The sequence below is a fragment of the Corynebacterium propinquum DSM 44285 genome (genome assembly GCF_000375525.1).
In the GTDB taxonomy this organism is placed as follows: domain Bacteria; phylum Actinomycetota; class Actinomycetes; order Mycobacteriales; family Mycobacteriaceae; genus Corynebacterium; species Corynebacterium propinquum.
This window is the reverse complement of sequence record NZ_AQXC01000004.1, coordinates 183,187-199,436: the sequence shown is the minus strand read 5'-3', so window position 1 is coordinate 199,436 and position 16,250 is coordinate 183,187. Positions and strand designations below refer to the sequence as shown.

The window sequence follows — 16,250 nt, the reverse complement described above, 5'->3', positions numbered from 1 at the left end:
TTCTTCCAATGAAATTTCCAGCCTGCGCTCAGGCTAGCCCCTCCCCTAAACGAAAGTCAATATTTTATAACAAAACCTCGAATCACTCACCCCCATCTGTCGACATGCAGGCAGCAAGCGCACTACCCGGGCCCGCAGATCCCGCAACCTCAAACACCTGCTGCGGGATACCGATAACCCGGCGAGCGGTTACCCGGCTAGCTTGTAGCCCTCGTATTACTAGCCCTCGTAGGTTTTGTAGTCGATATAGCCGCGTTCACCGCCGACGTAGAAAGTGGACTCATCTGGCTCATTCAACTCCAGGCCTTTTTCCCACCGGCGAACCAAATCTGGGTTCGCAATAAGCTGACGACCGACCACGACGGCATCCACATGCTCCAGTTCCAGCTCACGCTCTGCGTCTTGCTTTGTGGTGACGCTACCAAAACCGTCGTTCATCAGCACCTTGGTCACACCGTTGGCGCGGGCCTTATTCGCCAAAACAGAAATCAGCTCACCTTCGGGCTCCGCATGCAAAAAGGACACATACGCCAGGTTCAATGGAGCGATTGCATCCAAGAGGCCACCATAGGTTGCCACCATGTCAGCTTCGTCATCTTCCACAATTCCCTGCACAACGTGCGCAGGTGAGAAACGCACACCTACGCGGTCAGCGCCAATTTCAGCAACGACGGCACGAATAACCATCTCCGGCAGGCGCCACCGGTTTTCCGGGCTGCCGCCAAATTCGTCGTCACGCTGGTTGGTATTCGGAGCCATGAACTCGTGCAACAGGTATCCGTTGGCATTGTGGATCTCTACCCCGTCAACGCCCGCGTCGATAGCCCGGCGCGCAGCGGCACGGAATTCTTCGACGATGCGTGGGAGTTCTTCAGCCTCCAACGCACGCGGGACTGGCGCCTCCATCTTGCCGGAAAAACCACGGACGTCACCGCCCCAATCCAGCGCACTGGGAGCTTCTGCTTGGGCGCCGTCGATAAGATCCGGATGGCTCGTGCGTCCGCCGTGCATGATCTGCATGAACAAAACACCGTCGGCTGCGTGCACTTCGTTGGCGACTTCGCGCCAACCAGCTGCCTGCTCATCATCAACGATTCCGGCCTGGCCCGGGAACGCGCGGTTCGTCCACGCAGGGAACGTCCCCTCCGTGACCACGAGCCCGGCGCTAGCGCGCTGGGAATAGTACTTCTTGTGCAGCTCACTCGGCACACCGCTGTGGCCTGCGCGCTGACGGGTCAACGGCGCCATGGTCACGCGGTTTTTCAAGGTATAACGACCAAGTTCCAAAGGACTAAATAAAGTTGCCATGACAACTACAACAGCGTGCAGCATAGGTTTATTCCACCCCGCCTGACGTGCCCATGCACCTGGTGATGTTTAGTCAAAATATTTCCGGAGTTAATTTGAGTTTTAGATCAAGTGGAATCCAACATCGCTGACGTGGTTACCCGCGCGGGGCGCTAAGCCAGGCAGCACACTGACCAGACCGGCATCTAGGCCAGCTGCACGGCAACACTCGCGCCATCGAGCACGCGGTAGACATTGTCGCCTTCCTGTGGCTCAGTGACAACCTGCAGATCAGTAGCCAATACCTCGCCCGCGATGTGCTCGCGGTGGCGGTTCGCCCATTCTTCTTTGTCTGCAGGAACCGACAGCGTGGCGGTAATGCGATCGCTGACCGCAAAATCAGCAGCCTTACGCGCATCCTGGATACCGCGGATCACATCAGCTGCCCAGCCCTTGGCTTCCAGTTCCTCAGTCACCGTCATATCCAACACCACCAGGCCTTCCCGGCCCGCGATCTGCGCTGTGGAATCTGGATCCGCTGCTACCAGGCGCTCGGTGTATTCGCCTTCACGCAGCTCGACGCCGTCGGCAAGCACCAGATCGCCAGAACGCTCATAATTGCCGGCCTTCACAGCCTTGATCGCGCGCTGCACGTCCTTGCCCAAACGAGGGCCAGCGACCTTCGCGTTAACGACGACCTCAAAACGGCCCACCGCATCCACATCATCGGTCAGCTCTACGTCATTGACATTGACCTCATCGCGAATGATGTCCGCGAAATCAGCCAACTGGCCAGACTGTGGCATCGCCACCAGTAGCTTCGGCAACGGCAGACGGTTACGCAGCTTATTCGCCTTGCGCACCGACGATGCTGCAGAGCACACCGCGCGGGTGTAGTCCATGGCGTGCACCAACTCGTCGTCGGCAGGCAGATCACTGGCAGCGGGGAAATCAGCCAGGTGCACCGAACGCTTCCCAGTCAAACCGCGGTAAATGACCTCCGCAACGTGCGGCAACAGCGGGGCTACCGTGCGGGAAACGATCTCCAACACCGTGTACAAGGTGTTGAAGGCCTCCGGGTTGGCCTCATCGCCTTCCCAGAAACGATCACGCGAACGACGCACGTACCAGTTGGTCAGCGCATCAGCGTAGATACGCACGGCCTCGGTGGCGTCGGCAATATTGGTATTCGCCAACGCCGTATCGACGGCGTCGACAAGATCGTGAGTCTTGGCCAAAATGTAGCGGTCCCGCACATCGCTAGAATCCACCGACCACTGCGCTGGCTTGCTGGAATACAGCTGCAGGAAGGTATACGCATTCCAGATCGGCAGAATCGCCTGCCGCACACCATCGCGAATGCCCTGCTCAGTGACAATCAAGTTGCCGCCACGCAGGATCGGGCTGGACATCAAGAACCACCGCATCGCATCCGAACCATCGCGGTCAAAGACCTCATTCACGTCCGGGTAATTGCCCTTGGACTTCGACATCTTCAGCCCATCATCGCCCAGCACGATGCCGTGGGCAACGACCTTCTTAAACGCCGGACGGTCAAACAATGCCGTGGACAGCACATGCAGAAGGTAGAACCAACCGCGGGTCTGGCCGGAATACTCGACAATGAAATCCGCCGGGTTGTGCGACTCGAACCATTCCTTGTTCTCGAATGGGTAGTGCTTCTGCGCAAACGGCATAGAACCGGACTCAAACCAGCAGTCCAGCACGTCCGGAACGCGGCGCATGGTGGACTTGCCCGTCGGATCATCCGGGTTCGGGCGCGTCAGCTCGTCAATATCCGGGCGGTGCAGCGAGGTTGGGCGCACGCCGAAGTCACGCTCCAGCTCGTCCAGCGAACCGTAGACGTCGACACGCGGGTACTCCTCACTGTCAGAAATCCACACCGGAATCGGTGCGCCCCAATAACGAGAGCGCGAAATATTCCAGTCGCGGGCGCCTTCCAACCACTTACCAAACTGGCCATCGCGAATATGCTCCGGGATCCACTCAATCTCATTGTGGTTGAGTTCCACCATGCGATCGCGGAACTTGGTGACGGCCACAAACCACGCTGGCATCGCGCGGTAGATCAACGGATGGCCCGAACGCCACGAGTGCGGATACGAGTGAACAATAACCTGGTGGCGCAGCACGCGGCCGGTCTGCTTGAGGTCACGAATGATGTTCTTGTTGGCATCAAAAACCAGCTGGCCTTGATAATCCGGCACATCCGCGGTGAATTCGCCATCGGCATCCACCGGGATCACCAGCTCGATATCTGCTTCCTGGCACGTCAACATATCGTCTTCACCGAAAGCTGGAGCCTGGTGGACCACACCAGTACCGCCGTCGGTAGTGACGTAGTCAGCCGCCAAAATCTGGTAGCCGTTTTTCAGGTTGGGGAAGTAACCGAAGATCGGCTCATAAGTAAAGCCCACCAAGTCCGCACCCGGCAGCGAGAGCACCACCTCATGATCTTTGCCCAATTCCTTGGCATAAGCATCACGGAGGTCGTCGGCAAGCAGCAACAGCTTGCCCACAAATTCCTCCGAGCCGCTCTCGCCCACCCGCACGACGGTGTAGGTGACCTTGGGGTTAACCGCCAGCGCGGAGTTCGACGGCAGCGTCCACGGGGTCGTCGTCCAGGCCACGGCTTCTACGTCACGGAAGATCGGGTTGTCTGCCAGCGTCTTTTCCGCAGCAGAGCCCGCGCGAGTGCCCGTCAGTGGGAAAGAGACAGTCAACGAAGGATCCTGGCGTTCCTTATAGGAATCATCCAGGCGCGTCTCCTGATTCGACAACGACGTGTGCTCTGCCCAGGAATACGGCAACACGCGGAAGCCCTGATAGATCAAGCCCTTGTCATAGAGCTCCTTGAACGCCCACATGACAGATTCCATGAACTCGATGTCCATGGTCTTATAGCCGTTGTCAAAATCAACCCAGCGCGCCTGGCGGTTGACGTAGTCTTCCCACTCATCGGCGTATTTCAGCACCGACGTCGCGCAGACCTCATTAAATTTCTCCAGCCCCATCTCTTCGACCTCATGGCGCTGGTTAATACCCAACTGCTTTTCAGCCTCCAGCTCAGCGGGCAAGCCGTGGCAGTCCCAACCGAACACACGCGGGACATAATTACCAGCCATGGTGCGATAACGCGGGACGATGTCTTTCACGTAACCGGTAAGCAGGTGGCCATAGTGCGGCAGGCCGTTCGCAAACGGCGGGCCATCATAAAAGATGTATTCTGGCGCGTCCTTACGCTGCTCCAACGAAGCCTGGAAGGTCTGATCATTCTTCCAATAATCCTGGACGATGCGCTCCATCGCCGGGAAATTATTGCTGCCGTCGGTCATATCGACCTTCGGGTACACGCTGCCGACAGATGCGGCGGTTTGCTGATCTGGGGTGTTATTTTCAGCCACGGTTTCTCCTTCACGCACGAAATTTCGCGGTGCAGGGACGCCAATTCAGCGCGGTACCACCCTGCTTGAAAACGTGCCAGCCGTTTTCCACTTCGTTGTGGTGAAGGTTTTCACCTTGCGGCCCGGTTCTAATAAGCACGCAAGCCTCTAATAAGCACTTAAGCGCCGTTCTTCCGGAAAGCTCCCCGGTGATGGCCGGATCATCGCAACGAAAACTAAGCCTACTATTTTTTGCGCACAACGTCGACAAGCAACAGCAGCAACGCCACCCCACCGCCGCCGAACAGCAACGCCAACCAGACGCCCGCGCCCGTCGCCAAGAACAAGACGAGACCTAGGAAGGCCAGAAACGCCAATATGAGCACCGCTAGCATCATGGTGTCTGTAATCCCCGACTTTCCTGCTTGCTAAGCATTACCTGTGTGATTTTTTTAGCAATAATTCCATTATGCCACTGGACACATGATGTGGCACCGTGGAATTGCACGCGCATCATCGCAGCGTTGTCGACCATCCGGTAACCATCCAACGGCCATTCCAGCCGTTTTGCAGAAATTGGCCCGGTGGTCAGATAATTTTATACAACCGATTTATGCGTCACTGCCTTAGTTTAAGGATAATTCCCATGAAAATTGCATTATTTGCTACTTGCATCGTCGACGCGATGTACCCGCGGGTGGCACTGGCGACGGCAAATATTCTGGAACGACTCGGCCACGAGGTCATCTTCCCCGAAGGTCAAGCCTGCTGCTCCCAGATGCACGTCAACAGTGGCTACCTCAAAGACGCTTTGCCCGTGGTACGCAACCATGTCTCCGCGTTCAGCAAAGCAGACTACGACATCGCCGTAGCCCCATCCGGCTCCTGTGTTGCTTCCCTGCGTCACCAACAGCCGATGGTCGCGAACAAAAACGGTGACCCGAAACTCGCCGAACGCGCCGCCGACATCGCCGGCAATACCTACGAGCTTTCGCAATTCCTGCGCGATATCGAAGGCATCACCAATGCCTCCGAGCAACTCGGCTCCTATTTCCCGCACACCGTGACCTACCACCCGTCCTGCCACGGCATGCGACTATTGCGACTGGGTAGCCGCCAGCCGGACCTGCTGGAAACGGTCGGCGGCATCAACGTCGTCGAATTACCAGACAAGGAAGAATGCTGCGGTTTCGGAGGCACCTTCTCCATCAAAGACCCCGGCGTTTCCGGCGCCATGGGTGAACAAAAAGTGCGCAATATCGAATCCACCGGGGCCGAAATGTGCACCGGCGGCGACGCATCCTGCCTGATGCACATTGGCGGCATCTTGCACCGCCAGGGCTCGACAACCCGCACGCTGCACTTGGCAGAAATTCTGGCCTCCACCCGCGACAACCCGTGGAACCCAGACACCGCCGACGAACTTTCCATCCCGCAGGAGGCGAAATAATGAGTACCGTCGCTTTGGGAATGCCCGCCTACGGCCAGGGCAATATCAATCTTTCCACCCCGTTCCCCGCTTCTGCCAAGCACCAGATGCAAAACACGCAGATGCGCAAAAATATCCACCACGCCACCCACGCGATTCGCGCCAAGCGCAACAACGTGGTCGGCGAGGTTCCGGACTGGGAAGATCTGCGCAACGCGGGATCTGCCATTAAATCCAACGTTATGGCCAACCTGCCGGAGCTTCTGGAACAATTCGCGAAAAACTTCGAGGCCGCCGGAGGTCACGTGCACTGGGCACGCGATGCCAAGGAAGCCAACAAGATTGTCACCGAGCTGATCCGCGAGACCGGCGAGACGGAAGTAAACAAGATCAAGTCCATGGCCACCCAAGAAATCGGCCTGGATGAATACTTGGAAGAACAAGGCATCACCGCCACCGAGACCGACCTGGCGGAGTTGATCGTGCAGCTCGGCGAGGACAAACCGTCGCATATTCTGGTGCCTGCAATCCACCGAAACCGCGATGAGATCCGCGAGATCTTCAAAGAAAAAATGCCCGAAGCCGGCGATGACCTGACCTCTGAGCCAGCCGTTCTGGCCGAGGCCGCCCGTCGCCACCTGCGCAAGCGCTTCCTGTCACGCAAAGTCGCGGTCTCTGGCGCGAACTTCGGAGTGGCCGATACCGGCACCCTGTCCGTCGTGGAATCCGAAGGTAACGGCCGCATGTGCTTGAGCTTGCCGGAAACCCTCATCACCGTGATGGGTATCGAAAAACTCATTCCCACCTTTTCTGACCTCGAGGTCTTTTTGCAGCTGCTGCCGCGCTCTTCCACCGGGGAGCGCATGAACCCCTACACATCATTGTGGACCGGCGCATTCGACGGTGATGGCCCAGAAAACGTGCACGTCGTGCTGCTGGACAACGGTCGTTCGGCCGTGCTGAACGACGAGGACGGCCGCTCCGCGCTGCACTGCATCCGCTGCTCGGCGTGCCTGAACGTCTGCCCCGTCTATGAGCAAGCTGGCGGTCACTCCTACGGTTCGGTCTACCCCGGCCCGATCGGCGCCATCTTGTCGCCACAGCTCACAGGTATTACCTCGGAGCAAAACGCGACCCTGCCGTTTGCATCCTCGCTATGCAACGCTTGCTACGACGTCTGCCCGGTGAAAATCAATATCCCGGACATCCTGGTACACCTGCGCTCCAAGGCCGTCGACGAGCAATCCGGACCATCGCAAATGGCCGCGCTGATGAAAGCCGCCAGCGTTGTCATGGGCTCCGGCCAAGTCATGAAACTCGTCGAACGCGGCTTGCCACTGAGCCGCATCGTCGCCGGACGTTCCGGAACCATCGGCTGGCTACCGGGCATCGCGGGCGCGTGGACGTCGCAACGCGATATTCCGAAGCCACCGAAGCAGGCCTTCCGCCACTGGTGGGCGAAAAACCGCGGAAACACAACGGAGGCGGAATCCTAATGGACCAGACATACCAGTACAGCGACGCAAAAACGGAAATCTTTGCGCGCTTGCGCAATTCACTCAGTGACCACCCTGCCCCNCCTGCCGTACCACGCGAATACCGACGCGTCGGCGAGCGCACTGGGGCCGAAGTTGTCGACGTGCTCATTGACCGCCTGGAAGACTACAAAGCCAATGTGTATCGCGATGATCTCGCGTCCTTGCCGGACCGCATCAGCGCATTACTGGAAGATCGCAGCTGTGTGATGCCGTCCGGAGTATCGGAAAAATGGCTGCCGGACCGCGACTTCATCGTCGACCACGCTGATCAGCCGCTGACCATCGATGATCTTGATTCGATCGACACCGTGTTGACCGGTTCCACCGTCTCCTGTGCCGACACCGGCACCATCTTCTTGTCCGCGCAGCCCAACGAGGGCCGCCGCGCAATCACGCTGGTGCCCGACCACCACATTTGCGTCGTGTTTGAAAAAGACGTCGTCGATCTGGTGCCGCAAGCACTGGAAGCTATCGAAGGTACCCGGCCGATCACCATGATCTCCGGGCCTTCGGCAACCTCCGATATCGAGCTGGAACGCGTTGAAGGCGTGCACGGCCCACGTCGCCTGGACATCATCATCGTTGCCTAACTAGGCCGGTGCACTGCTAGGGCCCTGTTGGGGGGTGCCTCGGCCGTGTGGGTAGGTGGGCCGTGGCGGTGGCATTCGGCCACGTTGTGCCTTTCGGCCCCACTTCGGCAATACTGCCAACAAACTATTAGCCCATTCACAGGTTATTTTTACTGTGGGTTAGGCTGGTAAGTGATCTGCATTAATTGCAGATAGCACTGCCGCCTAGCCCACTTTTTGCGTTTCTAGGCACCTGCCGGTGACCACGCCGCGGGCAGTTGGCGGCAGTATGTGAGCACTGTGCGAACACTGGGATGTACTGAACCTGATAACACAGCACTGAATAGAGAAAGAGAAGAATATGAGTGCAGGAGTCGTAGGCTTCGCCCTGATCTTGCTGGTGGCGATCATGCTCGCCGGTAAGTATCTACGCGTGAAGCTGAAATTCTTACAAAAAATTCTGTTGCCCAGCAGCATCATCGCCGGAATCCTGGCGTTGGTGGCGGGTGATCAGGTCATCGGCCGGCTTGCCGACGTCATCAACTGGGATTGGCTGGCCGACGGCGGCTTGTTTACCGAAGACATCTACACAGTTTGGTCGAGCCTACCCGGGCTGCTGATCTCCGTCGTTTTCGCGACACTGTTTTTGGGCGCGCGAATTCCGAAGCCGGGCCGCGTCGTCAAGCTTGCCGGACCACAGCTTTCAATTGGTATCGCCTACGGCTCCGGACAATACGTCGTGGGTCTGTTACTCGCGGTGCTGATCCTGGCGCCGCTGTTCGACGTCGACGAGAAATTCGGCGCGTTGATCGAGATCGCCTTCGAAGGTGGGCACGGCACCGCTGCTGGTATGCAGCCAGCCTTCGACGACGTCGGTATGCCGGAAGCCACCGACTTGGCACTCGCCATGGCTACTGTTGGCCTGGTGGCAGGCATCATAGTCGGCATGGGCTTTCTGAACTGGGCCGTGCGCAAAGGCAAAACGCAAGTCATTAAAAACATCGACCAACAATCCGAATCTGAGTTGCAGGGCCTGTACACCTCCGACGAGCAGGTCTCGGCCGGTAAGCAAACTGCGCGCCCGAACTCCATCGAGCCACTGACCCTGCACATGGCCGTGGTCGGTGTGGCCATCATCATCGGTTGGTTGCTCCTGGAGCTGATCACCTGGATCGAAAACATGCTGTGGGGCCAGCCTGATTCGGTTTTCGTCTCCGAAGGCGATGGCACAACCTTGCTGGGTTATATCCCACTGTTCCCACTGGCAATGATCGGCGGCGTTATTGTACAGCTGTTCTTGGACAAGACTGGACGCACCGAACTAATCGACCACGAAATGATGAAGCGTATCCAGGGCTTGGGCTTGGATCTGTTGATTGCTTCTGCCCTGGCGACGATCTCGCTCTCCGTGATCGCGGACTACTGGCAGGCCTTCGTATTGCTCTCCGTCGTCGGCATCCTGTTCAACGTCGCCATTCTGTGGTTCTTCACCCCACGCGTGATCCCAGAATTCTGGGTAGAGCGCGGCGTCGGCGACTTCGGCCAGTCCATGGGTGTCACCGCCACCGGATTGGCGCTGCTGCGCGTAGCAGACCCAGACGAGAAGTCTCCGGCGTTGGAGGCTTTCGGCTACAAACAGCTGGCCTTTGAGCCATTCTTTGGTGGAGGTTTAATCACCGCACTGTGTATCCCAGTGATGTTTGCGGTTGGAAATGTCTACGTCATCCTGATCCCGATGGCAATCGTGTTTATCATCGCGCTTGTCGCTGGCATGGTGTACAAGAAGGGCGTGGACAAAGGTAAATGGAATGATCCTGCGGTCGAAGAACTACAGGGAGAAAACGCTTAACACGCCGAACAAACGCATGCCCCGTGCGGGGCATCGCCAAAGACAGAAGAAGTGCCTGCAGGAAAACCTGCAGGCACTTTATGGTTCTCATCAACTCCTAGCCCGAGTGGCCGCTAACGCGTTATAGCAGATAATCGTTGGCTAACGCTCTACGGCCAGGACGGCAGCCATTACTTATTATTGGACTTGATGTCGCCGCTTGGGGCTGCAGAGCCGCGAGCCTCAAGCTCTTCCAACTGGGATTCCAGCATGGTGCGCAGACGAGTGCGGTACTCGCGCTCGTAGGTGCGCAGATCCTCGATACGAGCTTCCAATGCCGTCTGCTGCTGCTTGACGGTATTCATAACCTCGGTGTGCTTCTTTTCAGCATCCGCGCGCAATGCCGCGGCCTTCTCGTTGGCTTGACGCAGCTGTGCTTCCGCACGGGATTCTGCATCCGAGGTGGTCTGCTCCGCCTTCTTCTCAGCATCCTGCACCATGGTGCGGGAGCGGGTCTCCGCGTCATTCAGCTGCTTCGTGGACTTCTGCTGAGCATCGTCAACCAAACGCTTCGCTTCAGCTTGCGCCTCAGACAGCTGCTTTTCGGAGCTAGAGCGAGCATCATCCAACATTGCCTTGGATTCAGCCTGAGCGTCGGAAGTCAGACGGTCCGCCATCTCCTGCGCCAAGCCCAAGACCTTAGCGGCCTGCATGTGGGTAGCAGGGGTAGCCATGCCACTCGCGTCCGCGGTGGCCTGTGCTGGCGCGTCAGCTGCAGGCGCCTGCTTCGAGGAAGCTGCGGCGTTGGCCGGCTTCTCCGCAGCGGCGGACTTGGAAGCAGCCTCTGCCGACTGGCGAGCCTGTGCCAATTCCTTCTTGGTAGCTTCGTGCTCCGCTTTCGCCTCATTTGCCGCAGACTGTGCCTTATCGGCGGCCTTACGGGACTCGTTGAGCTTTTCGTCGTATTCTGCGCGAATTTCTTTTTCAATCTTCGAGCGTAGGTCAGCTTCAATCTCTGAGCGAAGCTTGGACTCATCAACCGAAGAAGACTGGGAAGCGGCAGCACCGGCACCAGCACTCGCCGAAGACTTGTTATCGGCTTCGTCGAGAAGCGAGCGCAACTCGTCATTTTCATCCTGCAGCTGAGCCAGGGTGTCCTCAACTAAGTCGAGGAACTGATCCACTTCGTCCTCGTTGTAGCCTCGTTTGCCAATGGGTGGCTTGTTAAACGCAACGTTGTGGACGTCTGCTGGTGAAAGTGGCATTGGCACTCCCCTTCTTACTTAAGTGACGGCCCCGCGAATGCGGGCGAGACCTAGTAGTTACGAAAATCTCATGCTTTGTATTAACGATATTAAATTTATCTGACTCGCCTGCTTCTATCAATCTTACAACGCAGGTAATACCTGAAGAATACCTTTGCTAGTGATTGCAGAGCCAGATTCGTCGCGGCTTGTCATGTGCTAGAGAGCAGCAGCGCCCGCACCAGCATGCTGGCCACCATGAGCAGCAAGAACAGCACCAAGACAGACATATCGACGGCGACGCCACCGGTACGCAACGGCGGAATCACCCGACGCAACGCTTTGACCGGCGGATCCGTCAGCATAAATAGCACTTCGGCGATCATGATGAACCACCGCGGTGGCTGGAAAGTCCGGCCAAAGGACTGGATCATCTCAATGATGATGCGCCCAACCAGGACCAACGTATACAGCCGAATGGCAACGAGAAGAATTACTCCGAGCATTATCACGGGCGCCTACTTTACCTGATCACTAATGGGTGGAAACCTGGTTCTAGCTTGTCGACGCCACAGCTGACTGAACGCCACGGTTCACAAACACTGCGGCAGTCATCCACAGCAGTTACCGCAAGCCTGCGGCACGCTCCAGATCAATACTGGTGACCTGTGCTTGTTCCGGAACAATCGCAAAAATCTTACGATCAGTATCCAATTTAGCGGTGACGTTTTTCATCTGTCCGCGCAAAGCGAAACACAGACCTGCAGAGAAGTCAATGATGCGCTTGGCGACACCACGTTCAGCATCCGTAATCTCGAACACCACGACATCACCATCGCGGAATGCCTCCCCCATCTTGCGGGCTTCGTCATAGCTCACCAGCGACAACGCCACCACACTCGGGGTTGGATTTACCGCCGGACCTGCAGCCGGGGCAGCTTGGTAGCCGTCATAACTACGCGCACGGCCAGGCGCCGGTGCCGCTTCGGGTTCCCGCAATGGCTCGCGGTCATACCCATAATCGCGACCGGCAACTTCCCGACGCGGTGGCACATCACGGTAACCGCCATCGCGGGCGTCGTCACGCATGGGAGCATCCCGGTAGCCGTCGCGTCGGTCATAGTCGGCGGCTTCTTCATACTCATAATAAGCGTCGTCTTCTGGCCCAAAGAAGAATTCTTTGGCAGAGCGCATGATAGACATTGGCTTTCCCCTTGTGTGTTTAACTAGTCATCTAAATTTTCTCGAAGCCGTACGAAGCCGCTACTGTACGTATCCGCTGCTTAAAAAGCTACTGGTCGCGGCCCCATTATACCGGTACCGACACGCACGATGTCACTGCCAGCAGCGACTGCTTTATCCAGGTCAGCTGACATTCCGGCGGACAAATACAACCTGCGGCCGAACCGTGCAGCAAGCTTGTCGCACAACTGCCGGGCATCGGTAAATACCGCAGCGGCATCAGCATCTAATGGCGGCACCACCATAACGCCAGCCAGCGATAGCCGATCCAGCTTTTCGACGTGCGCGGCCAGTTCTTCTAAGTCCGTGGCAGGCAGCCCGCCACGAGAGGTGTCACCATCGGCAGAAAGCTGCAAGTATACGGGAAGCACAAACTCTGCATCGCGCTGTTCGCGTTCGATTGCCAATCCGACGCCACGATCGAGGGCGTCGGCAAGCTTCCGCGAATCCAGCGAATGCACACTGTATGCCCAGCGTGCGACGGAATTCGCCTTTTTCGTCTGTACCTGGCCGATCATGTGGAAACGTACATGCGGCAGTTTTTCCGCTTTGTCGCGGGCTTCTTGTTCCCGGTTTTCTGCCACGTCCAATTCTCCGAGCTCAGCCAAAGCGGCAATGGCTGCAGTCGGGTGAAACTTCGTCACGGGCAACAGGGTGATTTCTTCCGGCGTGCGGCCATGTGCACGGGCTGCCTTCGCGATCAGTTCTCGGGTGTGTGCGAGATTCGCTGCAAGCTGTGCCTGGTCTAGGCCCGACTGTGCGCGCTCAATGTCATCAGACATAATTACTTCCCTGTCAACCAAATCACGCCAGCTTGCCGTCCAGTGCGGCCTTCCCGGCGGTACGAAAAGAAGTCTTTCTCAGCGATCGTGCACCGTGGATCCGCCTCAATCGCAGTCACGCCTAACCCCATGAGCTGGCGCACCAGCCCGGCACGAATATCGAGTCCGGTAGTGCCCTGCGTCGTCGTTGTGCGCGCGCCCGGCAAGTGCTTTTCTACATCTGCCGCCATGGCAGGCGGAACTTCGTAGTTTTTCCCACTGGCCGCCGGACCCAATAAAGCCTGAATAGCGTGCGGCCCCGCACCAAGCTCACGCATCTTTTCCACGGTGCGTGGGACAATCCCGTTGCGCGCGCCCATCCTGCCAGCATGCACGGCCGCACAAACGCCAGCGTTCGGATCAGCCAGCAGAACCGGCACGCAATCGGCCACCAGCACCCCCAAAGCCAAACCAGGCACCGTCGTTACGACAGCATCTGTAACGGCAATCGGTTCCGCGCTGGGTTCACGCACCACCGTGACAGTATTGGTGTGCAACTGCTCCATCCACTGGATGTGCTCTAGCCCCAACACGTGGGCAAGCCGTGCACGATTGTGTGCAACCGCGTGTGCATCATCACCCACGTGATCTGCCAGGTTGAACGAGTCAAAAGGTTCCTGCGATACCCCGCCTTTCCGCGAGGTGAACACCATGCGCACCGGCCGCTTATCGACGTCGGCAGGCGCAGGTACAGCTGCGCCACCCGGGCCAGATTCGGAGGAATCATCAGAAGCCATAAACAAGCCTAAGCCTTAGCGCATGAAATCTGGTACGTCGAGATCATCGTCTGGCTCGGCAGCGTGCTGTGGCTGACGAGGCTCCGGAGCATCGTGGAAACGCTCGTTGGAGGTAAACAAACCACCAGAACGGCTGGTCTGCGTCCGCGGCTTTTCCCGCTCGCTGAACAAAGATCCACGTTCTGGGCGTGCTGGCTGCGGCTGGGAAGCCTGCGCTTGCGAGCGAGCAGCATTATCAGCGGCCGGGCCGCGCTGCACTTGTGCACCAGACTGCGCGGTTACTTCCTGCTTGCCGTATTCATCCTGCAGGTTCGCTTGGGCATCGAAGCCGGTAGCAATGATGGTCACGCGGACTTCATCACCCAAATTGTCGTCGATGATGGTACCGAAGATGATGTTGGCATCTGGATCCGCCTTTTCTTCCACCATGGTGGAAGCCTGGTAGACCTCTTGCAATCCCAGATCCGAGCCACCAGCAATGGACAACAGCACGCCCTTGGCGCCTTCCATCGTGGATTCTAAAAGCGGAGAGTTAATTGCCTGTTCCGCGGCAGTCATCACACGTTCATCGCCACGAGCAGAACCCACACCCATCAGAGCAGAACCAGCCTCAGCCATAACGGAGCGCACATCGGCAAAGTCGACGTTGATCATGCCCGGAATGGTGATCAGGTTGGTAATACCCTGCACACCGTTGTGCAGTACTTCATCGGCGGCCCGGAAAGCTTCCATCATGGATAGGTTGGCATCACCCAACTGCAGCAGACGATCGTTCGGAATGACGATCAAGGTATCGCACACTTCGCGCAGCTCAGCGATACCAGCCTCAGCCTGACGGGAACGGCGCGCTCCTTCAAATTTGAACGGACGGGTAACGACGCCGACGGTCAGCGCGCCCATCTTCTTCGCAATATTCGCCACGACTGGTGCAGCACCCGTGCCGGTTCCGCCGCCCTCGCCTGCGGTAACGAACACCATGTCGGCGCCGCGCAGGGTCTCTTCCAATTCGGACTTGGAATCTTCTGCAGAGCTGCGGCCAACCTCTGGGTTCGCACCAGCACCCAGACCACGGGTGGCTTCACGGCCAATATCGTGCTTGACGTCGGCATCAGAAAACAGCAGCGCCTGCGAGTCCGTGTTAATCGCGACGAATTGGACCCCTTTGAGTCCCTCTTCGATCATGCGGTTCACTGCGTTGACGCCGCCGCCGCCAACGCCAACGACCTTGATATCAGCAAGGTGATTGTTAGGTGAGGTCATAAGAGGTTTTCCGGCCTTTCAGGTTCTGCTTTTCGTCTAGTCGGTCGTTACTGCGTGCGAGTTACTTGACTATCTTGATTGACACTTATGTAATTTTGGCGCATATTTCCACGCGTGTCGAACACCTAAACCTTTACTTTAGGGTACTGAACTGGGCTTTCGGCCTAACCTTACGGGCGATCACCCCCTGCGATCACCCCCGAAAACTCCGGTGCGCCATCCGCACTCCAACGCTAGCGAACAGTCACCAAACTTGGGTTGGAAATATCCCAGTGCTGACCTTCCCGGTGAATCACGTGTTCTAACGCTGCTGCCTTCTGTTCGTTCGCATCATCGACACCCCAGTAAATCGTGCGGCCATCATGCAGCCGTAACTCCATGGCATGCGAGGATTTCACTTCCAGAGACGCGATTTCTCGACGAATCGGATCCGACACGGTGGCGATCGCAGCGACTGCAGCATTGACCGCGGCCTCATCCTCTACTTCGCCGGTGATCTCCACGGCCTCATCCGGCGGCGTATCAATCAAAAAAGCATGCCCTTGGTGATCGATCAGGTGCGCACCATCATCATGTTCGACGAACCCAACAACTTCGCGTTCGGTGACCGCGATATCCACCGTCGAAGGGAAATGCCGGGACACAGTTACTCCCCGCACCCATGGTTGCTTCGCAATGCGACTCGCCGCACCCGAAGCATCAATGCGCAGAAGGTTATCGCCTTCGGCAATTCCACTGTCTGCAAGCACCGTCTCCGCACTCACACGCTCAGCGCCGGAGACCTCAATGGAATTAACCCGAATTACGGGAAAAATCCAGACCACCACAGCGGCCAGCAGCACAACCGCCACCACCGCAACAACAGATAAAGTCAGTGGTTTCTTCCGCACG

14 protein-coding genes are annotated in these 16,250 nt (G+C 57.6%); 4 read left to right on the top strand and 10 right to left on the bottom strand.

The features are described 5' to 3' along the window. Positions 1-219 precede the first annotated feature (219 nt). The 3 genes from B142_RS0105350 to B142_RS13530 form a co-directional block, all read right to left on the bottom strand. A complete protein-coding gene (locus B142_RS0105350) occupies positions 220-1,308 on the bottom strand; it encodes an alkene reductase (protein WP_026167864.1) in 1,089 nt (362 codons plus the stop codon). 185 nt (positions 1,309-1,493) lie between these two features. Further along, on the bottom strand, positions 1,494-4,643 hold the full coding sequence (ileS, locus tag B142_RS0105345) for an isoleucine--tRNA ligase (RefSeq protein ID WP_051067306.1): 3,150 nt from the start codon (positions 4,641-4,643) through the stop codon (positions 1,494-1,496). Between the two features lie 293 nt (positions 4,644-4,936). Next, entirely contained in the window at positions 4,937-5,089 is a 153-nt protein-coding gene (locus B142_RS13530; protein ID WP_018120517.1) for a hypothetical protein, read from the bottom strand. A 248-nt stretch (positions 5,090-5,337) separates the two neighbouring features. On the opposite strand from B142_RS13530, the gene B142_RS0105325 reads away from it, so the two are divergent. The 4 genes from B142_RS0105325 (at position 5,338) to B142_RS0105310 (ending at position 10,076) form a co-directional block, all read left to right on the top strand. Continuing rightward, the gene (locus tag B142_RS0105325) at positions 5,338-6,141 is read left to right on the top strand and encodes a (Fe-S)-binding protein (RefSeq protein ID WP_018120515.1); all 804 of its coding nucleotides are present in this window, start codon (positions 5,338-5,340) and stop codon (positions 6,139-6,141) included. Then, positions 6,141-7,616, top strand: coding sequence for a LutB/LldF family L-lactate oxidation iron-sulfur protein (locus tag B142_RS0105320; protein ID WP_018120514.1), 1,476 nt, complete (start codon positions 6,141-6,143; stop codon positions 7,614-7,616). The genes B142_RS0105325 and B142_RS0105320 overlap by 1 nt, the downstream gene beginning before the upstream one ends. Next, a complete protein-coding gene (locus B142_RS0105315; RefSeq protein WP_018120513.1) occupies positions 7,616-8,248 on the top strand; it encodes a LutC/YkgG family protein in 633 nt (210 codons plus the stop codon). The genes B142_RS0105320 and B142_RS0105315 overlap by 1 nt, the downstream gene beginning before the upstream one ends. 340 nt (positions 8,249-8,588) lie before the next feature. Beyond that, positions 8,589-10,076, top strand: a complete 1,488-nt coding sequence (locus tag B142_RS0105310; protein WP_018120512.1) for a sodium/glutamate symporter — start codon at positions 8,589-8,591, stop codon at positions 10,074-10,076. Between the two features lie 170 nt (positions 10,077-10,246). On the opposite strand, the gene B142_RS0105305 is transcribed toward B142_RS0105310, so the two are convergent. The 7 genes from B142_RS0105305 to B142_RS0105275 all read right to left on the bottom strand — a co-directional run bounded on the left by B142_RS0105305 (position 10,247) and on the right by B142_RS0105275 (position 16,249). Beyond that, the gene (locus B142_RS0105305) at positions 10,247-11,320 is read right to left on the bottom strand and encodes a DivIVA domain-containing protein (RefSeq protein ID WP_018120511.1); all 1,074 of its coding nucleotides are present in this window, start codon (positions 11,318-11,320) and stop codon (positions 10,247-10,249) included. A 191-nt stretch (positions 11,321-11,511) separates the two neighbouring features. After that, complete coding sequence (locus B142_RS0105300) at positions 11,512-11,805, bottom strand: YggT family protein (RefSeq protein ID WP_018120510.1); 294 nt, start codon at positions 11,803-11,805, stop codon at positions 11,512-11,514. Between the two features lie 118 nt (positions 11,806-11,923). After that, positions 11,924-12,502: a cell division protein SepF gene (locus B142_RS0105295; protein WP_018120509.1), complete on the bottom strand. Its 579-nt coding sequence runs from the start codon at positions 12,500-12,502 to the stop codon at positions 11,924-11,926. Positions 12,503-12,582: 80 nt separating this feature from the next. Continuing rightward, on the bottom strand, positions 12,583-13,323 hold the full coding sequence (locus tag B142_RS0105290) for a YggS family pyridoxal phosphate-dependent enzyme (protein ID WP_018120508.1): 741 nt from the start codon (positions 13,321-13,323) through the stop codon (positions 12,583-12,585). 2 nt (positions 13,324-13,325) lie between these two features. Then, complete coding sequence (gene pgeF / locus B142_RS0105285; protein ID WP_018120507.1) at positions 13,326-14,099, bottom strand: peptidoglycan editing factor PgeF; 774 nt, start codon at positions 14,097-14,099, stop codon at positions 13,326-13,328. A gap of 15 nt (positions 14,100-14,114) precedes the next feature. Beyond that, complete coding sequence (gene ftsZ / locus B142_RS0105280; RefSeq protein ID WP_018120506.1) at positions 14,115-15,359, bottom strand: cell division protein FtsZ; 1,245 nt, start codon at positions 15,357-15,359, stop codon at positions 14,115-14,117. A 233-nt stretch (positions 15,360-15,592) separates the two neighbouring features. Then, the gene (locus tag B142_RS0105275) at positions 15,593-16,249 is read right to left on the bottom strand and encodes a cell division protein FtsQ/DivIB (RefSeq protein ID WP_018120505.1); all 657 of its coding nucleotides are present in this window, start codon (positions 16,247-16,249) and stop codon (positions 15,593-15,595) included. Position 16,250: the final 1 nt, after the last annotated feature.